The following is a 23240-nucleotide window of genomic DNA, read 5'->3' as shown; positions in this document are numbered from 1 at the left end:
AACAAGATGGACAACATGCACAACACGAATGGCCTGATGCGCTTCGCGAAGGTGGCGGCCGCGAGCACCCTGCTCGCGACGCTGCTCGCCGCGTGCGCGGTGGGGCCCGACTACAAGCGCCCGGACGTGTCGACGCCCGCGGCGTTCAAGGAAGCGCCGACGCTCGCGGCCGGCGAACAGGCCGGCACGTGGAAGACCGCCGAACCGGCGGACGGCGAGCATCGCGGCGAATGGTGGAAGGTGTTCGGCGATCCGGTGCTCGACTCGCTCGAGTCGCAGGCGCTCGCCGCGAACCAGAACCTGAAGGCCGCGGCGGCGCGCGTCGAGGAAGCGCGTGCGGCGACCCGCACCGCGCGCTCGCAGTGGTTTCCGCAGGTCGGCGCCGGGTTCGGGCCGACGCGCGAAGGGCTGTCGTCGGCGTCGCAGTTCCAGCCGCAGGGCACGGGCCCGACCACCGCGACGCTGTGGCGCGCGCAGGGCACGGTGTCGTACGAGGCCGACCTGTTCGGCCGCGTGAGCCGCAACGTCGAGGCGTCGCGTGCCGACCAGGCGCAGAGCGAGGCGCTGTTCCGCTCGGTGCAGCTCGCGCTGCAGGCGGACGTCGCGCAGAACTACTTCGAACTGCGCCAGCTCGACTCGGACCAGGACCTGTACCGCCGCACGGTCGAACTGCGTGATCAGGCGCTGAAGCTCGTACAGCGCCGCTTCAACGAAGGCGACATCAGCGAGCTCGACGTGTCGCGCGCGAAGAACGAGCTGGCAACCGCGCAGGCCGATGCGGTCGGCGTCGCGCGCCGGCGCGCGGCGTCCGAGCATGCGCTCGCGATCCTGCTCGGCAAGGCGCCCGCGGACTTCGCGTTCAAGGAAACGCCGATCGTGCCGGTCGCGGTGAAGGTCCCGCCGGGTCTGCCGTCGGCATTGCTCGAACGCCGCCCGGACGTGTCGGCGGCCGAGCGCGCGATGGCGGCCGCGAACGCGCGGATCGGTCTCGCGAAGTCGGCGTACTTCCCGAAGCTGGATATCACGGGTGCATTCGGCTATGAGGCGTCGACGCTCGGCAACCTGTTCATGTGGTCGAGCCGCACGTTCCTGCTCGGGCCGTTCGCCGGCACCGCGCTGACGCTGCCGCTGTTCGACGGCGGGCGGCGGGCGGCCGGCGTGCAGCAGGCGCGCGCGCAGTACGACGAGCAGGTCGCGAACTACCGGCAGCAGGTGCTCGTCGCGTTCCGCGAGGTCGAGGACAATCTCGCCGACCTGCGTCTGCTCGACGACCAGATTCGCGCGCAGGATGCGGCCGTCAATGCGTCGCGCCGTGCGGCGACGCTGTCGCGGACGCAGTATCAGGAAGGCGAAGTGGCCTATCTCGACGTGATCGACAGCGAACGGTCGGTGCTGCAGTCGCAATTGCAGGCGAACCAGCTGACCGGGGCGCAGGCCGTGTCGACCGTGAACCTGATCCGTGCGCTGGGCGGCGGATGGGGCGCGGCGCCGACGGCGGTCGGCGATGCGGCGTCGTCCGTCAAGGAGGCGGTGGCCGCGCGTTGAGCGTGCGCGACGACGGGCGATACGATGCACCGCCCGCCCGGTCGTCGACGAATCGAACCCCGGTACGTGGGCGCAAGCCTGCGTGACCGGGGTTTTTGCTTGGTGATTGTGGTGTGTGGGGGGCGAGTGTTGCAACTAACGGTCAAGTCGACCGGCGCCTGCCAACGAGAAGCGATGCAGCCCGGACCCGCACCGTCTTTGAACCGGTTGAAGCAGGAAAGTCGGGCGACACGAACGCCGCCCGTGAACTTATGCCGCGACGAACTCGTGCACGTAGCGGTTGAACACGGCGGGGCTCGCCGCGTTCATCCCGTGCGACGCACCGGCGACGGTCTGCCGTTGCGCATCGCCGATCCACTGCGAAAGCGTGTCGACGTTGTTGCGGAACATCTTCGGGCTGCGCTGGCCGTCGATCAGCAGCGTGCGGCACGCGATATCCGATGCCGTGTGCTGCGAATACGCGGGCAGCGGATCCTGCAGCTGCTTCGGCAGCGTGCTCGCGTTGTCGATCGCCATCGTGCGAAAGCGCGACGTGCTCTTCTTCCACGCGCCCGGCAGGCTCACCGAGTCGACGAACATCTCGAGGCCGGCTTCCACTTCGCCTTGCCCGATCAGATTCACGGCCTGCGTGCGCAGCGCGATCGCGGCGGCCGGCAGCGCGGCTTCGCGCACGCCCGGCTGTTGCAGCGGGCCGCCCGGATCGGCGAGCGTCAGCGTGTCGACGAGCTGCGGATGCTGGCGCGCGACGTTGAACGCGACGCTGCCGCCACGCGAGTGGCCGACGAGATGCACGGGGCCGAGATCGAGCGCGTCGATGAATTCGGCGAGCTCGTCGACGTGGTTCTGCCAGCTGAACTCGTCCTGGATGCCCGCCTCGACGGCCGGCCAGTAATGGCTCAGGCTCGGCGCGATGCAGCGGTAGTGGGCCGACAGCGACGCGAGTTGCGGATCCCAGTAACGGTAGTCGCACAACGATCCGTGCACGAACACCATCGGCGCGCCGCTGCCCCGCTCGACATACGGCAGGCTGATGCCTGACGAAAGCGTCGCAAATTGCAGGTCGGGGTTCGCGAGCACCGAAGGCTCGATTCGCATGTTCATGACTGAAAACTCAATGGGTGCGTCATCACGTCGCAACTATGCCTCACGGCAAGCTGCAAGGAAAACGCATAATTTTCATCGTGACGATCAATTTTATTGATGGCTCGGCTGAAAACCCTTGTCCGGCTGAGAGACAGCGAACGAGTCGAGTAACGGATCGGGTACGTTAATGTTCCGTCCCCGAATGTGCGAAGGTCTCGGCCGGTGCCATGAACAATGAGCCGGGCATCGACAATGACGAGTGAAAGCGGTGCCGAATCGAGCAACGCTTGCGGCGCGCCGGCGATGGTCATGACTTGGCCATGTTATTTAACATGGCCAAGTGATTTCACTTGGCCAAGCGAGTGCGATACGAAACCCCTGCCGAACCCGATGCTGGCGCGCGTGGCGCTTGATGCTTTCCGGGCGTTGTTCGAGAAAGCGAATGCGTGGCGCCTGATCCAGGAGACTGCGGCGCCCGATCGTAGCGGGGCCTCATTCTCGGCCATGAAAACGGCCAAACATATGTCGCGAGCCTCAAGACGTTCAATGAGGGGCGCGCCGATCGCGTGACCGCGCTTTTTGCTCAGGCGCTCCGCACCGCCAGCGCGGGTGCGGTCTGAAGCTCGACCGGAAGGTCGTTGTCGGCGGCGAACTGCATCGCGAAGTCGAACGCGTCGGCGCATACGTCGCGCAATTCGTCCGACACGAACAGGCATTTGACGTTGCCGTCGACGACCGGCATCGCGAGCCGCGACAGTGCGCACGGATAGCCGGGCCGCCGCTCGCCGACGAACAGCGTGATGACACCCGCGAGGCGCTCGGGCCAGTCGCTCGGTCGGAAGGTTTTCTGCGCGCGCGTGACGCCGCGGATCAGGTGGCCGTCGATGCGGCCGTGTTCGGTGACTTCGATGCGATCCATGCTGTTCTGCGTATCCTCGTTCGCGTCATTCGCCGCCGTCGGCCGCCGCGTCGCCGCGCGCGGGAATCCGCAGGTTGCGCAGCTTGTGATAAAGCGTCTTCTTCGGCATGCCGAGCGCGACGCTCGCGTCCGCCACGTTGCCGTTGTGACGCCGCAGCATGTCTTCGATCAGCATCCGCTCGAAATACGCCATCTGCTCGGCAAGCGTGCCGCCGGCCGCCGGCGCGCCGCCGGACGACAGCAGGCTGTCGCCGGTCAACCCGAGCACGAAGCGATCGGCCACGTTCTGCAATTCGCGCACGTTGCCGGGCCATGCATGCGTCATCAGTTCGGACACCTGCGCAGCCGTGACGACCGGCGCCGGCTGCCCGAAGCGCCGTGCGGCAGCGAGCACGAAATGCTCGAACAGCAGCGGCACGTCCTCGCGCCGCTCGCGCAGCGGCGGCAGCTCGATCTGCGCGACGTTGAGCCGATACAGCAAGTCCGCGCGGAAGCGCCCGTCGGCCGCGAGTTCGGCGAGATCGGCCTTCGATGCGGCCACCACGCGGCAGTCGACCGGAATCAGCTCGTTCGCGCCGAGCCGCTCGACCACGCGCTCCTGCAGCACGCGCAACATCTTGATCTGCAGCGGAATCGGCATCGTCTCGATCTCGTCGAGGAACAGCGTGCCGCCGTGCGCCCATTCGATCTTGCCGATGCGCTTCTTGATCGCGCCGGTGAATGCGCCGGCCTCATGGCCGAACAGCTCGCTCTCGAACACCTGCTCGGGCAGGCCGCCGCAATTCAGCGCGACGAAATGGGCATCGCGCCGGCCGCCGAAGTCGTGCAGGCTGCGTGCGATCAGTTCCTTGCCGGTGCCCGTCTCGCCGGTGATCAGCACCGACACCGACGTATCGGCGAGCCGCAGGATCTTCTTGCGCACGTCGGCCATCGCGGGCGACTTGCCGAGCACGAACGCCTCGATGCCCTGCCAGTTGTTCAGCGCCGCGCGCAGCCCCTGCACCTCGAGCGTCAGGCGGCGCTTCTCGACCGCGCGCGCGACGCGCCCCGCGATCACGTCCGACGAAAACGGCTTCTCGATGAAGTCGTATGCGCCGACCTGCATCGCGCCGACGGCCGTCGAAATGTCCGCGTGGCCGCTGATCAGCACGACCGGAATCTGCGCATCGAGAGCCATCACGCGGTCGAGCAGCTGCAGCCCATCGATGCCGGGCATCCGCACGTCCGACACGATCACGACGGGGGCGCCCGGCGCGACGTGCGCGAGCGCGTCGGCGGCCGAAGCGAATGCGTCGACCGGGAACCCGGCGAGCGCGACGGCCTGCTCGACGCCGATCCGGACGTTTTCATCGTCCTCGACGACCAGCACGCGAATCTCATCTTCCATGCTCTATCCTCTGTTGCGGCGTCGCCGCCGCGAATTCGATACTGAACTGCGCGCCGCCTTCGTCGCGGTTCGTCGCGGCGATCTTCGCGCCGAACGCCTCGACGATGCGCGACGTGATCGCGAGGCCGAGCCCGAGGCCCTGGCCGCGCGGCTTGGTCGTGACGAACGGCTCGAACAGGTGCGGCAGCACGTCGGGCGCGATGCCCGCGCCGCTGTCGGCCACCGAGAAGCGCACGCGGCCGGCGTCGTCCGGCCCGGCGGCTTCGATCACGATGCGCCGCACCGGCGCGTCGTGCACCGCGTCGAGCGCGTTGCCGAGCAGGTTCACGATCACCTGCTGCAACTGGCTCGATTCCGCGGACACCGTCGTGCCGGGCGCGATGTTCACGTCGAGCTGCACGCCTTCGTCGCGGATCCGCGCATCGTAGATGAGGCGCGCATGCGCGACGGCCTCGTTCAGCGACACCGCGACGCGCTCGACGTCGGGTTTGCGCGCGAAGGTCTTCAGCTCGCCGGTGAGCACGGCCATGCTGTCGACGAGCTTGCCGATCCGTTCGAGATTCGCATACGCCGGCGCCGGCTGGCCGCGCTCGAAGAACGTACGCGCGTTGTCGCACAGCGTGCGGATCGCGACGAGCGGCTGGTTCAGCTCGTGCGTGAGGCCCGCGGCCATCTGCCCGAGCACCGCGAGCTTGCCCGCGTGCACGACTTCCTGTTGTGAATCGCGCAGCCGCTGCTCGGTGCGCTCGCGCTCGACGATCTCGCGCTGCATCCGCTCGTTCGCCGCCGTCAGCGCGGCCGTGCGTTGCGCGACGGTCAGCTCGAGCCGGTCGTTCGCGCGGCGCAGCGCATCTTGCGCGTTCAGCCGCGCGACGATCGCCCGGCGCCGCTGGATCGCGTAGCCGGCCAGCAGCGCGGCGATCAGGAGCGCGCCGGTGACGAACGCGAACGCGGTCTGCTGCTGGCGCCGCGCGCCGGCGATGTCGAGCAGCACCATCAGCGAATCACCGGCCTGCGGCGCGGGCCGCGACATCACGAGATAGCGCGTGCTGCGGCCGGCGTGACGCGGATCGGGGAACGTGCCGAACCATGCGGCGGCGCTGCGGTCGCCGAGGTGGCGGTAGGGCAGCATGTCGACCGTGCGGCCCGCGTATTGCCGCGACGCCTGGATGTCGCGCTGCTGCTGCGCGGTGATCGGGCGCAGCGCGGTGAACTTCCACGCCGGCTCGGTCGAGATCACGATCACGCCGTTGCCGTCGACCACCATCGCGGCGACGCCCGGCGCGCGCCACGCGGATTCGAGCGGGTCGACGCTGATCTTCACGGCCGCCGCGCCGATCGGCACGCCACCGTCGCGCACCGCGCTCGCGAAGTAGACGCCCGGCACGCCGGTGTTGGTGCCGATCCCGAAGAAGCGGCCGCTGCCGTGCGCCAGGGCATCCTTGAAGTACGGCCGGTACGACACGTTGGTGCCGACGAAGCTGATCGTCTCGTTCCAGTTGCTGGCGGCGATCACTTCGCCCCGCAGGTCGATCACGTCGACGGCGCCGCTGCCCGCGTCGCGGTTCACGGCTTCGAGATACGTGTCCACCGTGTGCGCGAGCGCGGGCCGGTCTTGCGGCGCGGCCCGCAGCAGCGCGCGCACGCCGTCTTGCCGGGCGACCAGGCCGGGCAGGATCTCGAAGCGGCCGAGTTCGCTCTTGAGGCTCGACGCATACAGGTCGAGCCGGTGCGCGCCGGTTTCCTCGAGCGCGTCGATCGCGCGTTCCCACGCGAAATCGACCGCCGCGCCCGCCACGCCGACATACAGCACGGCGGCCGACGCCCAGCCCCACCACGGGATTCCCTTGAAGCTCTTCTGCACGTTCGCCCTCATCGATGCCCGCAACCGGCCGTCCGAGACCGGCCGTCCGCAACTCCGGCCGTCCCAAACGCCCCGCCACAACGACGCGCGCCGCGCGCCGGCAAAGCCGGCGGCGGCGCGTGCGAAGCAGCCTGCGCGACAGTGCGCGCAGCGGCGCGTCATCCGAAATGCGCGACCAGGATCAGCGTCACGGTGACGACGATCGCGCCGCCGATGCGCGTGGCGATCTGCGCGAACGGCATCAGCTGCATCCGGTTCGCGGCGGTCAGGATCGCGACGTCGCCGGTGCCGCCTTGCCCGCTGTGGCAGGCGTTCACGATTGCGGTGTCGATAGGGTACATCTTCAGCAGGCGGCCGACCACGAAACCGGTGCCCATCAGCGTCGCGACGGTCGACACGATCGTGACGACGTTGACGATCGTGAAGGCGGCGGTCAGCTTGTCCCACGGCGTCATCGCGACGCCGATCGCGAACAGCAGCGGGTACGTGACGGCGGTCGAGAAGAACTTGTAGACGACGAACGCGCCTTCCTGCAGCGGCGGCGACACCGCGCGCGCGAGCTTCACCAGCACCGCGAGGAACAGCATCGCGACCGGCGCGGGCAGGCCGAACAGCTTGTGCGCCATCAGGCCGACGAGGTACAGCGTGATCGCCGTGATGCCGGCGCCCGCGATGTGCGTGACGTCGACGTGGCCGCGGATCTCCTCGCTTTCCGGCGTCATGTCGCCGCTTTCGCCGACCTGCAGGCGACCGTTGCCGGTCAGGTGCGGCAGGCGCTTGCCGAGCATGTCGAGCGCGCCCGACAGGATGATCGCGGTCAGGCTGCCGAGCATCACCGGCGGCAGCACCATCGCGAACATCTCGCCCTGCGGCAGGTGCATCAGTTCCGAATAGCCGATCGACAGCGGAATCGCACCTTCGCCGACGCCGCCCGCCATGATCGGCACGACGATGTACAGCAGCGTGTGGCGCGCGCCGAGGCCGAGCGCGGTGCCGACCGCCGTGCCGACGATCGCGGCCGCGACCGAACCGGCGGCGAGCGGAATGAAGATCTTCACGAAGCCCTGGATCAGCACGCGCCGGTCCATGCTCAGGATGCTGCCGACGATGATCGACGCGATGAACAGGTACAGGAAGTTGGTCGACTTCGTGAACTCGACGGTGAGGTTCAGCACCGGCTTCGGCAGCACGTGGTAGTAGGTGAGCGCCGACGGCACGAAGGTCGCGAAGATCGCGGCCGCGCCGATGTTGCGCAAGAGCGGCAGGCGCTTGCCGAGTTCCGCGCAGGTGAAGCCGAAGAACGCGAGCACGGCGATCGCCATCGAGATCTCGCCGGGCACCTTGCCCGTCACCGCGAAGCCGACGATCAGCCCGAACAGGATCACGTAGACCGGCAGAGGGATGATGCCGATGCGGATTTCCATCAGCTTCCACCAGCCTTCCGGCCAGAAGCGTGTGCGCGTGGCGGGACCGGCTTCGGCAAGTGCCTCCGGACGGGATTGGGTGGGGATTGAGGTCTGCAAGACGTGTCTCCTGATGTTTGGAATGCCCGCATTGCTACGCGGCATCGTGTGGCGTCTCTTAATGCAACCCCCGTGCCAAGCATTCCGGCCTGCCGGAATATTTTTAGGGCATTGATTTATAAGGATTTTGTTTCGTCTGGGGAAAGGATGGCAACACCCGGCTGGCCGAGATTTCGGAATTCGCCCGGCGGGCAGGCCGAGATTTCGGCCCGATGGCCGGCGGGGCGGCCGCCCGCGCATCGGACGCGCGCCGTGGCGCCATATCGCCGCACGCGATTTTCTTCGCACAATCGCTTCGTAGACCGCCTTCCTGCCGCTCTCTATCATCGGCTGATCTTTTTCCGATGTGACGACGACTGTCCGGAGAACGCCCGCGCGTTCGCCGCGGCGCCGCTCATCCGTCGATACCGTCTTTGGACAGGAGAGTGGTTCCCATGCTGCATGCCGTTTTTTCCGCCCGCTTTTCCTCCGGCCGCGTGGCCCGCCTGCTGGCAGCCGCGCTGCTCGGCGTCCTGATGCTGAACGGCGCCCGTGCCGACACCGCGCCGCTGAAGGTCGGCATCTCGACGAGCCCGCAGATCGACGCGCTGAAGATTGCCGCGAAGGAGGCGAAGGAGCAGGGCCTCGACGTGAAGATCGTCGAGTTCACCGACTGGAACACGCCGAACGCGGCGCTCGCGAACAAGGACATCGACGTCAACTACTTCCAGCACATCCCGTTTCTCGAGAACGCGAAGAAGCAGGGCGGTTACAACTTCGTGTCGATCGCGCCGGGCACGATCATGAAGATCGGCCTCTACTCGAAGAAGGTGAAGCGCTTCGACGAGCTGAAGGACGGCGCGCGTGTCGCGATCGCGAACGACCCGGTGAACGGCGGGCGCGGGCTGCTGCTGCTGCAGCGCGCGGGCCTCATCACGCTGAAGCCGGGCGCCGACTACCGCGCGACGACGCACGACATCGTGTCCAACCCGAAACACCTGAAGATCATCCCGCTCGAAGCGTCGCAGCTCGCGCGCTCGCTCGATGACGTCGACCTCGCGCAGGGCTATCCGAGCTTCATCAAGCTCGCCGGCACGACCGACCCGAACAGCGCGCTGCTGTTCGACGGCACCGAGAACAAGAACTTCGCGATCCAGTGGGTCGTGCGGCCCGAGAGCGTGAACGACGCGCGCATCCGCAAGTTCATCGCGATCTACCAGCATTCGCCGGCGGTGCGCCGTGCGCTCGACAACGCGTTCGGCTCGCTGTACGCGATCGCGTGGTGACGGAGGCGACATGACGACGGCGAACCGCAAGAAGATCCTGCTCAACGCGTTCAACATGAACTGCGTCGGGCACATCAACCACGGGTTGTGGACGCATCCGCGCGACCGCTCCGCGCACTACACCGATCTGGACTACTGGGCCGATCTCGCGAGGACGCTCGAACGCGGCAAGTTCGACGGGATCTTTCTCGCGGACATCGTCGGCGTGTACGACGTGTTCGGCGGCGGCCCGGACGCCGCGCTGCGCGAATCGGTGCAGGTGCCCGTCAACGATCCGCTGCTGCTCGTGCCCGCGATGGCGCAGGTCACGCAACATCTCGGCTTCGGCGTGACCGCGAACCTGACCTACGAGCCGCCTTACCTGTTCGCGCGCCGCATGTCGACGCTCGATCACCTGACGAAGGGGCGCATCGGCTGGAACATCGTGACCGGCTATCTCGACAGCGCCGCGCGCGGGATGGGCCTCGCACAGCAGATCGGCCACGACGACCGCTACGAACGCGCGGACGACTACATGGACGTCGTCTACAAGCTGTGGGAACAGAGCTGGGACGACGACGCGGTGATCCGCGACACGCAGGCGCGCGTGTTCGCGCAGCCTGGCAAGGTGCGGCGCGTGAAGCACGACGGGCCGTTCTATTCGGTCGACGCGATCCACCTGAGCGAGCCGTCGCTGCAGCGCACGCCGGTGCTGTACCAGGCCGGCTCGTCCGCGCGCGGCGTCGAGTTCGCGGGGCGGCATGCGGAGTGCGTGTTCGTGAACGGGCAGAGCAAGGCCGCGGCGCGCGCGGCGGCGCTGGATATTCGCGCAGCCGCCGCGCGGCAGGGGCGCGATCCCGCATCGATCAAGATTTTCGCGGGCGTGAGCGTCGTGACCGCCGAAACCGAGCGGCTCGCGCGCGAGAAGTTCGACGAATACCGGCGCTATGCGAGCCCGGAAGCCGGCCTCGCGCATTTCGCGAGCTCGACCGGCATCGATTTCGCGAAGTACGGCCTCGACGAGCCGATTTCGTACGTGAAGACCGACTCGATCCAGTCGGCCGTCGACGCGATCTCGCGCAAGAGCACGACCGGCACGTGGACCGTGCGCCGGATGCTCGAACAGATGTCGCTCGGCGGCCGCTATGCGCCGATCGTCGGCTCGCCGTCGCAAGTCGCGGACGAACTGCAGTCGTGGATCGACGAAACGGGCATCGACGGTTTCAACCTGACGCGCACCGTGATGCCCGAGTCGTTCGAGGATTTCGTCGACTGGGTCGTGCCCGAGCTGCAGAACCGCGGCATCTACAAGGAAGACTACGATCCCGCGCCGACGCTGCGCGAGAAGCTGTTCGGCGCCGGCGCGCGGCTGCCCGCGTGGCACACGGGCGCGCAGCACCGGCCGGCCGCCGTGCCGGCGCCCGAACCCGGGCATCCCGCGCATGCATGAACGTGACGGAGCGAAGCGATGACGCAATTGTTCGACACGCTGGGTTTCATCGAGGCATCGGCCGTGCGCGCCGGTGCGGGTGCGGACGTGCATGAGGTGCATGACGCGCATGATTCGCGTAACGCAGCGGCCGCGCGGGCCGACGGCGCCGCCGCCGTGTCGTTCGCACACGTCGGCAAGGTGTTCGCGACGCCGCGCGGCCAGGCCGCCGCGCTGCGCGACGTGACGCTCGACGTGCGGCGCGGCGAGGTGTTCGGCATCATCGGCCGCAGCGGTGCCGGCAAGTCGACGCTGCTGCGGCTCGTGAACGGCCTCGAACGTCCGAGTTCGGGCAGCGTGCGCGTGCAGGGCGTCGACGTCGGCACGCTCGACGAGGACGGGCTCGTCGCGCTGCGGCGTCGCACCGGCATGGTGTTCCAGCATTTCAACCTGCTGTCGGCGAAGACGGTGTTCGAGAACGTCGCGCTGCCGCTGAAGATCGCCGGCGTGCCGAAGGCCGAGCGCACGCGCAAGGCCGAGGCGCTGCTCGATCTCGTCGGGCTGGCCGCGAAACGCGACGCGTATCCGGCGAGCCTGTCGGGCGGCCAGAAGCAGCGCGTCGGCATCGCGCGGGCGCTGGTGCACGACCCGGAAGTGCTGCTGTGCGACGAGGCCACGTCGGCGCTCGACCCCGAGACGACGCAATCGATCCTCGCGCTGCTCGCCGACATCAACCGCCGCCTCGGACTGACGATCGTGCTGATCACGCACGAGATGGAAGTGATCCGCGCGGTGTGCGACACGGTCGCGGTGATCGAACAGGGCGAGGTCGTCGAAACGGGCCCGGTGTGGCGCGTGTTCGGCGATCCGCGCCACGGCGCGACGCGTGCCCTGCTCAGCACGCTCGTGCACGACCTGCCGGCCGAACTCGCCGCGCGCGTGCAGCCGTTGCCCGAGCTGGCCGCGCTGCCCGACGGCGCGCAAGTCGTGCTGGACGTCCGTTATACGGGCGAAAGCAGCGGCGAGCCGGACGTCGGCGCGCTCGCGGCGGCGCTCGGCGGCTCGGTGCGCTTCCTGCACGGCGGGATCGAGCGCATTCAGGGGCATGCGCAGGGGCGCCTCGTGATCGCGGCGTCGCCGCGCGCGGACGACGCCGGCCACCCGCCGGCACGCGGCGGCGCGGTCGCCGCGTTGCTCGAGCGCGCGCGCCGCCACGCGAATCATGCGGAGGTGCTCGGCTATGTTTGAACTCTGGTGGCCCGAACTGCTCGACGCGATCCGCGACACGCTGTCGATGGTCGCCGCGTCGGCCGCGATCGCCGCGCTGATCGGCATCCCGCTCGCGGTGATCCTGGTGACGACCGCGCCCGGCGGCATTTACGCGCGGCGTGGCCTGAACGCGGTGCTCGGCGCGCTCGTCAACGTGTTCCGCTCGACACCGTTCATCATCCTGCTCGTCGCGCTCCTGCCGTTCACGCGCGTGCTGATCGGCACGACGATCGGCGTGTGGGCGGCCGTCGTGCCGCTGTCGATCGCGGCGATTCCATTCTTCGCGCGGATTGCGGAAGTGAGCCTGCGCGAAGTCGATTGCGGGCTGATCGAGGCCGCGCTCGCGATGGGCGCGAAACGCCGCCACATCGTGTGGCACGTGCTGTTGCCGGAGGCGTTGCCCGGCATGCTCGGCGGTTTCACGATCACCGTCGTCGCGCTGATCGGCTCGACCGCGATGGCGGGCGCAGTCGGCGCGGGCGGGCTCGGCGATCTCGCGATCCGTTATGGCTATCAGCGTTTCGACACCACCGTCATGGTGACCGTGATCGTGATCCTGATCGCACTCGTTTCGGCCGTGCAAATCACGGGCGACCGCCTGGTCCGACGCGTGACCCGGCGTACCTGAGCGGCGCCACGAGCGCCGGCTCTTTTCATTGAGACCCTGAGAGAACGATACCCATGACCTTGCCCATCGGCGCGCCGCGCGAATGGAACGGACAATTCGAGGAAGCCCTGTTTCTGGACGTCGCACGACGCCATCGCCCCGGCTTCCCTGACAAACTGGCGACGCCGCCGCGCGAGCCGCACGGCGCGGACGAGCTCGCCGCCGTCGCCGACTACTACACGAAGATGGCGTCGCACGACCTGTTCATCGTGCAGGTCGTCGCGAAGGCGATCGACACGCTGTTTCGCGATGACCCGCATTTCCAGCTGATCCTGTCGCGCCAGCTCGGCGACGACGGCGCGCACGCGGTGATCGGGCGCGAGCGCGTGACCGAACTGACGGGCCGCGATCCGCTGCCGGAGGTCGAGCGGCTCGTCGCCGCGCACTGGGAACGCATCGGCGACATCGCGGTACGCGACGTTGCGGGCTTTCTCGCGTTCGAATGGCATTACGAGTTGCACATCCTCGCGAAGCTGTGGATCCAGCGCAAGACCGGCCGCATCGCCGACGGCGCGATGCGCGAGCACGGCGAGAACCGGATCCGTCCGGACGAGGAGTGGCATCGCGTGCAGATCGTCCAGTGGTGGTTCGACACGTTGAACGCGCTGCCGCCCGCCGAGCGCGACGCGCTGGTCGACCGCGTGATCGCGGCCGACGAGGAAACCCAGGCGCGGCTCGACGGTTATCTGCATGACGAATACGCGCAAACCGCGCACGTGTTCGGTGCGGATATCGCCGAATACCGCGCGATCTACGACGACTGGCGGCGCGAGATCCTGTCGCGGCTGACCGGCCGCCGGCTCGGCGCCTTGGTGCCGTTGTCGGGCGGAATCGTTGCGCACGAAACCGTTGCACAGGAAGCCGTCGCATGAACGATCCCCGCGGCCCGGCGACGCTGGCGCCGGAAACCGACGCATGCGCGCTCGACGCCGATGCGCTGGCGCGTGCGATCGACGCGCTGCGTGCGACGGCTGCCGAGCGCGACCGCGCGGGCGGTCACGCGGCCGATGAGAAGCAGCGGCTCGCCGACGCGGGCCTGCTGACGCTCGCGGTGCCGCGCGAATTCGGCGGACAGGAAGCCGAGTGGCCGGCGATCTACGACACGATCCGGCGGATCGCGCGCGTCGACAGCGCGCTCGCGCATCTGGTCGGGTTCCAGATCCTGCAGGTGGTGAGCGTCGACGTGTGGGGCAGCGCGGCGCAGCGCGAACGCTATCTGCGCGGCACGGTCGAGCATCGCTGGTGGTGGGGCAATGCGGTCAATCCGCTCGACACGCGGCTCGCGGCGACCGCCACGCCGGACGGCGGCTACCGGCTCGACGGCGTGAAGGGCTTCTGTTCGGGCACGCGCGGCTCGCAGCGGATGACCGTGTCCGCGCACGATCCGGAAACGGGCCGCGCCGTGTTCGGCGTGGTGCCGACCGATCGTGACGGGATCACGGTCAACGAGGACTGGGATCCGATCGGCCAGCGCCAGACCGACAGCGGCAGCGTGCGCTTCGACGGTGTGACGCTCGCGCCGGACGAGGTGCTGCACCGCTCCGAGACACCGCCGACGCCACGCGCGACGCTGCGCACGCTGGTGTCGCAGCTCGTGCTGACGAATCTGTTCGTCGGGCTCGCGGAAGGCGCGCTGGCCGAGGCGCGCGACTACGTGCTGAAGCACGGCCGGCCGTGGATCAACGCGGGTGTCGCGCAGGCGAGCGACGATCCCTATACGCTGCAGCGCTTCGGCGACATGCGCGTGCAGGCGGTCGCGGCGGCGGCGCTCGCCGACCGCGCGGCCGTCGCGTTGCAGCGCGCATGGTCGCGGCATGACGCGCTGACGGCCGACGAACGGGCCGAGGTGGCACTCGCGGTGTCGGATGCGAAGATCGTCGCGCAGCGCGCGGCGCTCGAGAACGGCGAGGCGCTGTTCGACACGTGCGGCGCACGTGCAACGGCTGCGTCGCTCGGCCTCGACCGCTTCTGGCGCAACGCGCGCACGCATACGCTGCACGATCCGCTCGACTATCGGCTGCGCGACGTCGGCCGGTTCGCGCTGACGGGGGAACTGCCGCTGGCGTCGCTTTATACGTAGCGTCCTGCCTGGATCGGCAGACGCACCGTCTGCTTGATGCGCTTCGCGCAAGGCGCGCTGTCCAACGTGTCGAATCCGAAGGTCGCGCTGTTCTATCTCGCGTGCCTGCCGCAGTTCGTCCCCGCGGGCGCCGCGCATCCGATGCTGTCGCTGTTCGTGCTCGGCACGACGTTTGCCGGCCTGACGTTTCTCGTCAAGGGGCCGGTCGCGCTGTTCGCCGGCCTGCTGTCGACGTCGATCCGGCGCAATCCGCGCATCCTGACCCGCATGCACCGGGCGAGCGGCGCGGTCCTGCTCGGGTTGGGCGTGAAGCTGGCGTTCGAGCGTCGTTGACGATGCTCACTGCGCCGGCAACGCGTCCGCCAGCGCGCGCATCGCGTCCGCCGTCTCCGGATTCGCCGGGAAAAACGCCTCGATCGCGAGTTCCGACAGCGTGACGTCGACCGGCGTGCCGAACACCGTCGTCGTGCTGAAGAACGTCAGTTCGCCGGCTGCCGTGCGTAGCCGCAGCGGCACCGCGATGTCCGCGTAGTCGGCGCGTGCCTGCGTGTCGGCGGGCTGGCCGGCCGGTGCCGGATAGTTCGCGAGTTCGTCGCGCAGCGCATGCAGCGTGCGGTCGCCGCTCGCGTCGATCTGCCGTTGCAGCCGGTGCAGGATATGCGCGCGCCACTCGTGCCAGTTGACGATCCGCGGCGCGAGGCCGTCGGGATGCAGGCTCAGCCGCAACACGTTGACGGGCGGCCGCAGGAGCGCCGGATCGGCCTGCGCGACCAGCGCGCCGAGCATCCGGTTCGCGGCGAGCAGCGTCCAGTGGCGATCCACGGCGAGCGCCGGGTAGGGCTCGTGGCCGCGCAGCACAGCTTCGACCGCCTGGCGCGCCGCATCGAGCTGCGGATCGGAGAACGGCCGCTCGCGAAACAGCGGCGCATAGCCGGCCGCGACGAGCAGCGCATTGCGCTCGCGCAGCGGCACGTCGAGGCGCTCGGCGAGATGCAGCACCATCTCCCGGCTCGGCTGCGCGCGCCCCGATTCGACGAAGCTCAGGTGCCGCGCGGACACCTCGGCCTCCAGCGCGAGCGCCATCTGGCTCAGGCGGCGGCGTTGACGCCAGGTGCGCAGCAGCGAGCCGATGCCGGACGCGCGGCCGGCGGACGGGGGCAGCGATTGGAGGGTGGCGGTCGAGTTCATGACGAAGATGATAGGCAATCCCGCGCGCGCCGGGCATTACCTGCGAGGTAAGCATTCCGGATCGGTGTGCAGCGCCGATGCTGCCCGCTGCCTGCGCCCGATGGGCAACTCGATCGACGAATCGGGGAACCGGCCGCTCGGCAGTTGCGCGAGCACGTACGCCCGGCTGAGCGCCGGGAAGATCCGGCCCGTCGTCACCGGATCATGCCGAACGCCTTGCGGATCGGCATGCCGGTGACCGACGGCGTCGTGCGGTCCGCATCGTTGAGCGTCGTGACGACGGACAGCGGCGCCCGGATCCAGTAGCGCACGGCGGTGCGGCACGCGCGCTGCCGGCGAGTTTGATCGGAAGATCTCTAGAGGTGCGCCGACTGAATGCTTAATATATGTCGTCGTATGACATGAGCCAAAACTTACCTGCAACGAGGGCGTGCGCACACCTCGGGTTTTCCCTTCGGACGGCCGAAGGAGAGGCAAGAATTTCCTGCTTGTGCCGAATGGATAAGGGTTTGTGGCCTGCGGTCGAGTAACTGTGGCGCGACGGGGATATCGCCATGTCGTCAGCAGACATCATATCTGTTGGGCTACAATGAGCGAACCATTCCCGAACCACGGAGCACACCCATGCAACTGACTGGAGAGATGCTGATCGGCGCCGACGCGGTGGCCGGCTCGGCCGGTACCCTGCGCGCGTTCGACCCGACGAAGGGCGCGCCGATCGATGCGCCGGCCTTCGGCGTCGCGACGCAGGCCGATGTCGAGCGCGCGTGCGAACTCGCGCGCGACGCCTTCGACGCGTATCGCACGCAGCCGCTCGCGGCCCGCGCGGCGTTTCTCGAGGCGATCGCCGACGAAATCGTCGCACTCGGCGACGCGCTGGTCGAACGCGCGCACGCCGAAACGGGCCTGCCCGTCGCGCGGCTGCAGGGCGAGCGCGGCCGCACCGTCGGCCAGCTCCGGCTGTTCGCGCGCGTCGTGCGCGACGGGCGCTTCCTCGCCGCGTCGATCGATCCCGCGCAGCCCGCGCGCACGCCGCTGCCGCGCTCGGACCTGCGGTTGCAGAAGGTCGGGCTCGGGCCCGTCGCCGTGTTCGGCGCGAGCAACTTCCCGCTCGCGTTCTCGGTGGCCGGCGGCGATACCGCGTCGGCACTCGCGGCCGGCTGCCCGGTGATCGTGAAGGCCCATGAGGCGCACCTCGGCACGTCCGAGCTGGTCGGCCGCGCGATCCGCGCGGCGGTGGCGAAATGCGGGATGCCGGCCGGCGTGTTCTCGCTGCTGATCGGCCCCGGCCGCGTGATCGGCGCGGCGCTCGTCAGCCATCCGGCGATCCAGGCCGTCGGCTTCACCGGGTCGCGGCAGGGCGGCATGGCGCTCGTGCAGCTCGCGAACGCGCGCCCGCAACCGATTCCCGTCTATGCGGAAATGAGCAGCATCAACCCGGTCGTGCTGTTTCCGGCCGCGCTGGCCGCGCGCGGCGACGCGATCGCGACCGGCTTCGTCGATTCGCTGACGCTCGGCACCGGCCAGTTCTGCACGAACCCGGGTCTCGTGCTGGCGGTCGACGGCCCCGATCTCGATCGCTTCGAGTCCGTCGCCGCACAGGCGCTCGCGAAGAAGCCGGCCGGCGTGATGCTGACGCGCGGCATCGCCGACGCGTATCGCAGCGGCCGCGGCAAGCTGGCCGAACTGCCGGGCGTGCGCGAAATCGGCGCGGGCGAGGCGGCGCAGACCGAATGCCAGGCAGGCGGCGCGCTGTACGAAGTCGCCGCGCAGGCGTTCCTGGCCGAACCGGCGTTCGGCCACGAGGTGTTCGGGCCGGCGTCGCTGATCGTGCGCTGCCGCGATCTCGACGAAGTCGCGCGCGTGCTCGACGCACTCGAGGGCCAGCTGACGGCCACGCTGCAACTGGACACTGACGACAAGCCGCTCGCGCGCCGCCTGCTGCCGATCTTCGAACGCAAGGCCGGGCGCCTGCTCGTCAACGGCTACCCGACCGGCGTCGAGGTGTGCGATGCGATGGTGCACGGCGGGCCGTTCCCGGCGACGTCGAACCCGGCCGTCACGTCGGTCGGCGCGACCGCGATCGACCGTTTCCTGCGGCCCGTGTGCTACCAGGACTTCCCGGACGACCTGCTGCCCGAAGGGCTGCAGGAAAGCAATCCGCTCGACATTCCGCGGCTGCGGGACGGGAAGGCGGAGTGACGGCACAGGACGACTGAAGGCCGCGTCCCGGGAGGGGCGCGTTCCGGCAAGGTTGAAACAAGGCGGCGCACGGTGCCCACGGGTACCCCGCCGCCTTTTTGATGGAGGGCCGGTTTTGCTCGATTAGAGAGCGGGGGGCATCGAATGATGCTTCTCATGATGCGCCGCCTTGACGAGATGGATGGCGGCTTCCACGCCGCCGGAATTTCTCCTACATTAGCGAGGCCTCGGACCCGCCGGTCCGCAGGCGAGCCTGAGAGACCGACAAAAACCAACAAGGAGCCCTCCGATGAATATCAGCAAGCGTGGCGACCACCTGTTCGCGGCCGGATTGTGGAAAGCGATCGGCGACGTCGCGAAATCGGTGCGCACCCAGATCGGCGAGACCAGCGAAGGGCGCGTGCTGGCCAATGCGCTGTTCGAATTGCAGCGCGACCTGGGCGGCAGTGAATTCGACGTGACGATCAATCAGGGGCGGCCCGTCACCGGCGCCGATCCGCATTCGCTCAGGTTCGGCCAGGCCGTCAAGCGGTTCCGGCTGGACATGGAGGCGCTGGTGTTTGCGCTGAAGCATCGCCGCAGCATCGATGAACGCGATCCGGGCCTGCGCACCGAGGCGCTGATGCAGGCCAACAGCCAGCTCGCGACCGCGAAACAGTATGCGACGCTCACGCTCGGCCGGTTTTTCGATGTGGTCGTGGATCCCGACGTGCTGGATCAGATTCTCGCCGACGATCCGAACACGCGCTTCCGGCGGTCGGCGGCCGGCACCGATATCGCCGCGACCCGTCTCAGGCTCGGCAGCCTGCGCTACCGGATCGTCGGAACCATCGCACAGATGTAATGAAAACGGCCGGCCCGCGAAGCACGGGGCGGCCGTCGAAAGGGAGGCGCCGGGCGGAACCGCCGGTCCCGCGCGGGCCGGCACGCACCGGATCGCGTGCCGTTGGTCAGCCTGCCGCTTACTGCGCCCCCATCTTCTTGATCAGCACGTCGAGTTCGGCCATTTCGGCGTCGGTGAGGTCGACGAGCGGCGCGCGCACCGGGCCGGCGTCGTGGCCGACGAGCTTCGCGCCCGCCTTCACGATGCTGACCGCGTAGCCCGCGCGACGGTTGCGGATCTTCAGGTACGGCAGGAAGAACTCGTCGAGCAGGCGGCCGACCGTTGCGTGGTCGTCCTTCGCGATCGCTTCGTAGAATTCCATCGCCGTCTTCGGGATGAAGTTGAACACGGCCGACGAGTACACCGGCACGCCGAGCGCCTTGTACGCGGCCGCGTAGACTTCGGCCGTCGGCAGGCCGCCGAGGTACGCGAAGCGGTCGCCGAGGCGGCGGCGGATCGTGACCATGCTCTCGATTTCGCCGACGCCGTCCTTGAAGCCGATCAGGTTCGGGCAACGATCGGCGAGGCGCTCGAGCATGTCGGCATTCAGCTTCGAATTCGCGCGGTTGTACACCACGACGCCGATCTTCAGCGCGCGGCACACCTGCTCGACGTGCTCGGCGATGCCTTCCTGGCTGGCTTCGGTCAGGTAGTGCGGCATCAGCAGCACGCCGCTCGCGCCGAGGCGCTCGGCTTCCTGCGCGTATTCGATCGCGACGCGCGTCGCGCCGCCGGCGCCGGCCAGGATCGGTACCTTGCCCTTGCAGGTTTCCGTCGCGACACGGATCACGTCCGAATACTCGCGCTGCGTGAGCGAGAAGAATTCACCGGTGCCGCCGGCCGCGAACAGCGCGGTCGCGCCATACGGCGCCAGCCATTCCAGACGCTCGGCATAGGTGGCCGGGCGGAAGCTGCCGTCCGCGTCGAAATCCGTCAGCGGAAACGACAGCAGGCCGTGGGAGATGATCTGTTTGAGTTCTTGCGGTGAAGTCATGGTTGGGTCGTCCGTCCAGCGCGAGTGCTGATGGGTTCGTCGGGTACGGCATCCGGGCCATATTGGCGATGTCGTTGTATGTCATCGTACAACGCGGAAAAGCGCGGCGCAAGCGGTTTGCCGGCCGGCGAGAGATAGGGTCTTTCCGGATAAGGGTTTACGCAGCATCGCGGCTTGGTGTCGAATGTCATATGATGACTAACGATTTGACCGGTAGCCTCCCAGGAATTCCGATGACTGCTTCCCCGCTTTATATCCGCGTGCATCCGGACGACAACGTCGCGATCGTCGTCAACGACGGCGGCCTGCCCGAGGGCGCGACGTTCGCCGACGGCCTGACGCTGCGCGAAGGCGTGCCGCAAGGGCACAAGGTCGCGCTGGTCGACCTCGCGGCCGGCGATCCGATCGTCCGCTACAACGTCGTGATCGGCTACGCGCTCGTCGAGCTGCGCCGCGGCAGCTGGGTCAACGAGCGCACGATGCGCATGCCCGAGCCGCCGGGGCTCGACGACCTGCCGCTCGCCACGCGTGCCGCGCCGCCGCTGGCGCCGCTCGAAGGCTATACGTTCGAGGGCTTCCGCAATGCCGACGGCTCGGTCGGCACGCGCAACATCCTCGCGATCACGACGACCGTGCAATGCGTGTCGGGCGTCGTCGAGCATGCGGTGAAGCGGATCAAGGACGAACTGCTGCCGCGTTACCCGAACGTCGACGACGTGGTCGGGCTCGAGCACACATACGGCTGCGGCGTCGCGATCGATGCGCCCGATGCCGACATTCCGATCCGCACGCTGCGCAACATCAGCCTGAATCCGAACTTCGGCGGCGAGGTGATGACGGTGAGCCTCGGCTGCGAGAAGCTGCAGCCCGAGCGCCTGCTGCCGCCGGGCTCGATTCCAGTGGCGGCCGACGGCGCGCCGGAAAACGGCGGCGTCGTGTGCCTGCAGGACGCCGCGCACGTCGGCTTCAACTCGATGATCGACTCGATCATGAAGATGGCCGAATCGCATCTCGAGCGGCTGAACCGCCGCCGTCGCGAAACCTGCCCGGCGTCGGATCTCGTCGTCGGCGTGCAGTGCGGCGGCAGCGACGCGTTCTCGGGGCTCACCGCGAACCCGGCGGTCGGTTTCGCGGCCGACCTGCTCGTGCGGGCGGGCGCGACGATCATGTTCTCGGAGGTGACGGAAGTGCGCGACGGCGTCGCGCAGCTCACGTCGCGCGCGGCGAACGAGGACGTCGCCCGCGAGATCATCCGCGAGATGGACTGGTACGACCGCTACCTGCAGCGCGGCCGCGTCGACCGCAGCGCGAACACGACGCCCGGCAACAAGAAGGGCGGCCTGTCGAACATCGTCGAGAAGGCGATGGGCTCGATCGTGAAGTCGGGCAGCGCGCCGATCGCGGGCGTCGTGCGCCCCGGCGACCGGGCGCGGCAGAAGGGGCTGCTGTACGCGGCGACGCCCGCGAGCGACTTCATCTGCGGCACGCTGCAGCTCGCGGCGGGAATGAACCTGCACGTTTTCACGACGGGGCGCGGCACGCCGTACGGCCTTGCGCAGGTGCCGGTGATCAAGGTCGCGACGCGCAGCGATCTCGCGCGCCGCTGGCACGACCTGATGGATCTCGACGCGGGGCAGATCGCCACTGGCGCGGCGTCGATCGAGGACGTGGGCTGGGAACTGTTCCGGCTGATGCTCGACGTCGCGAGCGGCAAGCGCCGCACGTGGGCCGAGCAATGGAAGCTCGCGAATGCGCTGACGCTGTTCAATCCGGCGCCGGTGACCTGACGCGCGCCGCGACGGCGGCAGACGATGCGATGCGGGCGCCTTCGGGCGCCCGTTTTTGATGGTGGCGGCGGGTTCGCGGTTCGGCGCATGCGTATTTTCCGCGGCCGGCACGAATTCCTTACCTCGCACGTAATCGACCGCCCACGCGAGGCCGGCGACGATGGTGGCACGCGAACACGAAACGTTTGCGACATCGTCCCCCCATCGACACAAGGAGCCTCGCCATGAACACCGCCGAAACCGCCCAGTCGGCTCACGCCGACCTGATCGACCGCTATTTCGATGCCTGGAACGAACCCGACGCCGCACGCCGGCGCGCGCTGATCGATGCGACCTACGCGAGCGACGCGGCCTATCGCGATCCGCTGATGGCCGGCGACGGCCATGCGGGCATCGAGACGATGATCGCCGCGGTGCAGGAGCGTTTCCCCGCGTATCGCTTTCGCCGCACGACCGACGTCGACGGGTTCGGCCAGCACCTGCGCTTCTCGTGGGCGCTCGTGTCGCCCGACGGCGCGGCGGTCGTGAAAGGTTCGGACTTCGGCACGGTCGATGCGTCGGGCCGCCTGAAGTCGGTCACGGGTTTCATCGACGAAATGCCGGCCGCGGCGTCGTGATGCGAGCGACGCATGCCCGGCGGCGGCCGGGATCGGGTAACGTTATGCAATTCGTTCCCGATCCCGGAGCCTTTCCCACATGTTGAAGAATCTCGATCCGCTGTTGCACGCCGACATCCTGCACGCGCTGCGCGCGATGGGCCACGGCGATGAAGTGGTGATCTGCGATGCGAATTTTCCGGCGGAATCCGTCGCCGAGCACACGGTGGTCGGCCGCGCGCTGCGCATCGACGGCGCCGACTCGGCGCGCGTCGCGCGCGCGGTGCTATCGGTGCTGCCGCTCGACACGTTCGTCGACACACCCGCTTGGCGGATGGAAGTCGTCGGCGATCCGGCCGCGGTGCCGCCCGTGCAGCGCGAAGTGCAGGCCGAGATCGATCGTGCGGAAGGGCGCGCGGTGCCGCTCACGGGCGTCGACCGTTTCGCGTTCTACGAGCGCGCGCAGCAGGCGTATGCGGTGATCGTCACCGGCGAGTCGCGCGGCTACGGCTGTTTCATCTTCAAGAAAGGCGTGCTGTTGAGCGACGCCGGTTAGGGCCTGTTCCGTTATCTATCCGCC

20 protein-coding genes and 2 pseudogenes are annotated in these 23240 nt (G+C 68.6%); 13 read left to right on the top strand and 9 right to left on the bottom strand.

The features are described from left to right. Window positions 1–6 precede the first annotated feature (6 nt). Entirely contained in the window at window positions 7–1545 is a 1539-nt protein-coding gene (gene opcM / locus DID98_RS31790; RefSeq protein ID WP_124489337.1) for a multidrug efflux transporter outer membrane subunit OpcM, read from the top strand. 249 nt (window positions 1546–1794) lie between these two features. On the opposite strand, the gene DID98_RS31785 is transcribed toward opcM, so the two are convergent. The 6 genes from DID98_RS31785 to DID98_RS31755 all read right to left on the bottom strand — a co-directional run bounded on the left by DID98_RS31785 (window position 1795) and on the right by DID98_RS31755 (window position 8321). Continuing rightward, window positions 1795–2646 carry an alpha/beta fold hydrolase gene (locus DID98_RS31785; protein WP_044845756.1) on the bottom strand — a complete coding sequence of 284 codons (852 nt, stop codon included), beginning with the start codon at window positions 2644–2646 and terminating at the stop codon, window positions 1795–1797. Beyond that, window positions 2643–2939 carry a hypothetical protein gene (locus tag DID98_RS31780; protein ID WP_124489338.1) on the bottom strand — a complete coding sequence of 99 codons (297 nt, stop codon included), beginning with the start codon at window positions 2937–2939 and terminating at the stop codon, window positions 2643–2645. The genes DID98_RS31785 and DID98_RS31780 overlap by 4 nt, the downstream gene beginning before the upstream one ends. A gap of 272 nt (window positions 2940–3211) precedes the next feature. Beyond that, window positions 3212–3547, bottom strand: coding sequence for a DUF3579 domain-containing protein (locus DID98_RS31770; RefSeq protein ID WP_124489339.1), 336 nt, complete (start codon window positions 3545–3547; stop codon window positions 3212–3214). Window positions 3548–3572: 25 nt separating this feature from the next. Beyond that, a complete protein-coding gene (locus DID98_RS31765) occupies window positions 3573–4934 on the bottom strand; it encodes a sigma-54 dependent transcriptional regulator (RefSeq protein WP_124489340.1) in 1362 nt (453 codons plus the stop codon). After that, window positions 4924–6810 (bottom strand): ATP-binding protein, encoded by a 1887-nt coding sequence (locus DID98_RS31760; RefSeq protein ID WP_124489341.1) that lies wholly within the window; start codon window positions 6808–6810, stop codon window positions 4924–4926. The genes DID98_RS31765 and DID98_RS31760 overlap by 11 nt, the downstream gene beginning before the upstream one ends. A gap of 146 nt (window positions 6811–6956) precedes the next feature. Continuing rightward, entirely contained in the window at window positions 6957–8321 is a 1365-nt protein-coding gene (locus DID98_RS31755; RefSeq protein WP_124523783.1) for a 2-hydroxycarboxylate transporter family protein, read from the bottom strand. Between the two features lie 434 nt (window positions 8322–8755). On the opposite strand from DID98_RS31755, the gene DID98_RS31750 reads away from it, so the two are divergent. The 7 genes and pseudogenes from DID98_RS31750 to DID98_RS31720 form a co-directional block, all read left to right on the top strand. After that, a complete protein-coding gene (locus tag DID98_RS31750; RefSeq protein ID WP_124489343.1) occupies window positions 8756–9586 on the top strand; it encodes a MetQ/NlpA family ABC transporter substrate-binding protein in 831 nt (276 codons plus the stop codon). A gap of 10 nt (window positions 9587–9596) precedes the next feature. After that, the gene (locus DID98_RS31745) at window positions 9597–11015 is read left to right on the top strand and encodes an LLM class flavin-dependent oxidoreductase (protein WP_124489344.1); all 1419 of its coding nucleotides are present in this window, start codon (window positions 9597–9599) and stop codon (window positions 11013–11015) included. An 18-nt stretch (window positions 11016–11033) separates the two neighbouring features. After that, a complete protein-coding gene (locus DID98_RS31740) occupies window positions 11034–12242 on the top strand; it encodes a methionine ABC transporter ATP-binding protein (protein WP_124489345.1) in 1209 nt (402 codons plus the stop codon). After that, on the top strand, window positions 12235–12891 hold the full coding sequence (locus tag DID98_RS31735; protein ID WP_124489346.1) for a methionine ABC transporter permease: 657 nt from the start codon (window positions 12235–12237) through the stop codon (window positions 12889–12891). Before DID98_RS31740 ends, DID98_RS31735 begins: the two co-directional genes overlap by 8 nt. A 53-nt stretch (window positions 12892–12944) precedes the next feature. Continuing rightward, complete coding sequence (locus tag DID98_RS31730) at window positions 12945–13802, top strand: hypothetical protein (RefSeq protein WP_124489347.1); 858 nt, start codon at window positions 12945–12947, stop codon at window positions 13800–13802. Next, window positions 13799–15010 carry an acyl-CoA dehydrogenase family protein gene (locus DID98_RS31725; protein WP_185500438.1) on the top strand — a complete coding sequence of 404 codons (1212 nt, stop codon included), beginning with the start codon at window positions 13799–13801 and terminating at the stop codon, window positions 15008–15010. The genes DID98_RS31730 and DID98_RS31725 overlap by 4 nt, the downstream gene beginning before the upstream one ends. Window positions 15011–15043: 33 nt before the next feature. Continuing rightward, window positions 15044–15343, top strand: a pseudogene (locus DID98_RS31720) (LysE family translocator); the annotation flags it as partial. 6 nt (window positions 15344–15349) lie between these two features. Here DID98_RS31720 and DID98_RS31715 read toward each other — a convergent pair. Together DID98_RS31715 and DID98_RS31710 are read right to left on the bottom strand one after the other, a co-directional pair. Then, window positions 15350–16198 carry a helix-turn-helix domain-containing protein gene (locus DID98_RS31715; protein ID WP_124489348.1) on the bottom strand — a complete coding sequence of 283 codons (849 nt, stop codon included), beginning with the start codon at window positions 16196–16198 and terminating at the stop codon, window positions 15350–15352. Between the two features lie 132 nt (window positions 16199–16330). Continuing rightward, window positions 16331–16544, bottom strand: a pseudogene (locus DID98_RS31710) (MFS transporter); the annotation flags it as partial. A 278-nt stretch (window positions 16545–16822) separates the two neighbouring features. Between DID98_RS31710 and DID98_RS31705 the strand changes: the two are divergent. Then, entirely contained in the window at window positions 16823–18400 is a 1578-nt protein-coding gene (locus tag DID98_RS31705) for an aldehyde dehydrogenase (NADP(+)) (protein ID WP_124489349.1), read from the top strand. A gap of 289 nt (window positions 18401–18689) precedes the next feature. Continuing rightward, the gene (locus tag DID98_RS31700; RefSeq protein WP_124489350.1) at window positions 18690–19244 is read left to right on the top strand and encodes a hypothetical protein; all 555 of its coding nucleotides are present in this window, start codon (window positions 18690–18692) and stop codon (window positions 19242–19244) included. A 118-nt stretch (window positions 19245–19362) separates the two neighbouring features. Here the strand turns inward: DID98_RS31700 and kdgD are convergent, their stop codons facing one another. Next, complete coding sequence (kdgD, locus tag DID98_RS31695) at window positions 19363–20277, bottom strand: 5-dehydro-4-deoxyglucarate dehydratase (protein ID WP_124489351.1); 915 nt, start codon at window positions 20275–20277, stop codon at window positions 19363–19365. Between the two features lie 233 nt (window positions 20278–20510). Between kdgD and garD the strand changes: the two genes are divergently transcribed. The 3 genes from garD to DID98_RS31680 all read left to right on the top strand — a co-directional run bounded on the left by garD (window position 20511) and on the right by DID98_RS31680 (window position 23216). Then, entirely contained in the window at window positions 20511–22064 is a 1554-nt protein-coding gene (garD, locus tag DID98_RS31690) for a galactarate dehydratase (RefSeq protein WP_124489352.1), read from the top strand. 224 nt (window positions 22065–22288) lie between these two features. Next, window positions 22289–22681 (top strand): nuclear transport factor 2 family protein, encoded by a 393-nt coding sequence (locus tag DID98_RS31685; protein ID WP_124489353.1) that lies wholly within the window; start codon window positions 22289–22291, stop codon window positions 22679–22681. 79 nt (window positions 22682–22760) lie between these two features. Then, a complete protein-coding gene (locus tag DID98_RS31680) occupies window positions 22761–23216 on the top strand; it encodes an RbsD/FucU family protein (RefSeq protein ID WP_124524219.1) in 456 nt (151 codons plus the stop codon). Window positions 23217–23240 lie beyond the last annotated feature (24 nt).

It is taken from the genome of Burkholderia sp. Bp8984, from assembly GCF_003853755.1.
GTDB lineage: Bacteria > Pseudomonadota > Gammaproteobacteria > Burkholderiales > Burkholderiaceae > Burkholderia.
Note: the sequence above shows the minus strand (reverse complement) of the source record. Positions and strands in the feature narration are given on the sequence as shown.

Coding starts and splice junctions, on each gene's coding strand:
- opcM (WP_124489337.1), top strand. CDS start 7: ATGGACAACATGCACAACACGAATGGCCTGATGCGCTTCGCGAAGGTG.
- DID98_RS31785 (WP_044845756.1), bottom strand. CDS start 2,646: ATGAACATGCGAATCGAGCCTTCGGTGCTCGCGAACCCCGACCTGCAA.
- DID98_RS31780 (WP_124489338.1), bottom strand. CDS start 2,939: ATGACCATCGCCGGCGCGCCGCAAGCGTTGCTCGATTCGGCACCGCTT.
- DID98_RS31770 (WP_124489339.1), bottom strand. CDS start 3,547: ATGGATCGCATCGAAGTCACCGAACACGGCCGCATCGACGGCCACCTG.
- DID98_RS31765 (WP_124489340.1), bottom strand. CDS start 4,934: ATGGAAGATGAGATTCGCGTGCTGGTCGTCGAGGACGATGAAAACGTC.
- DID98_RS31760 (WP_124489341.1), bottom strand. CDS start 6,810: ATGAGGGCGAACGTGCAGAAGAGCTTCAAGGGAATCCCGTGGTGGGGC.
- DID98_RS31750 (WP_124489343.1), top strand. CDS start 8,756: ATGCTGCATGCCGTTTTTTCCGCCCGCTTTTCCTCCGGCCGCGTGGCC.
- DID98_RS31745 (WP_124489344.1), top strand. CDS start 9,597: ATGACGACGGCGAACCGCAAGAAGATCCTGCTCAACGCGTTCAACATG.
- DID98_RS31740 (WP_124489345.1), top strand. CDS start 11,034: ATGACGCAATTGTTCGACACGCTGGGTTTCATCGAGGCATCGGCCGTG.
- DID98_RS31735 (WP_124489346.1), top strand. CDS start 12,235: ATGTTTGAACTCTGGTGGCCCGAACTGCTCGACGCGATCCGCGACACG.
- DID98_RS31730 (WP_124489347.1), top strand. CDS start 12,945: ATGACCTTGCCCATCGGCGCGCCGCGCGAATGGAACGGACAATTCGAG.
- DID98_RS31725 (WP_185500438.1), top strand. CDS start 13,799: ATGAACGATCCCCGCGGCCCGGCGACGCTGGCGCCGGAAACCGACGCA.
- DID98_RS31715 (WP_124489348.1), bottom strand. CDS start 16,198: ATGAACTCGACCGCCACCCTCCAATCGCTGCCCCCGTCCGCCGGCCGC.
- DID98_RS31705 (WP_124489349.1), top strand. CDS start 16,823: ATGCAACTGACTGGAGAGATGCTGATCGGCGCCGACGCGGTGGCCGGC.
- DID98_RS31700 (WP_124489350.1), top strand. CDS start 18,690: ATGAATATCAGCAAGCGTGGCGACCACCTGTTCGCGGCCGGATTGTGG.
- kdgD (WP_124489351.1), bottom strand. CDS start 20,277: ATGACTTCACCGCAAGAACTCAAACAGATCATCTCCCACGGCCTGCTG.
- garD (WP_124489352.1), top strand. CDS start 20,511: ATGACTGCTTCCCCGCTTTATATCCGCGTGCATCCGGACGACAACGTC.
- DID98_RS31685 (WP_124489353.1), top strand. CDS start 22,289: ATGAACACCGCCGAAACCGCCCAGTCGGCTCACGCCGACCTGATCGAC.
- DID98_RS31680 (WP_124524219.1), top strand. CDS start 22,761: ATGTTGAAGAATCTCGATCCGCTGTTGCACGCCGACATCCTGCACGCG.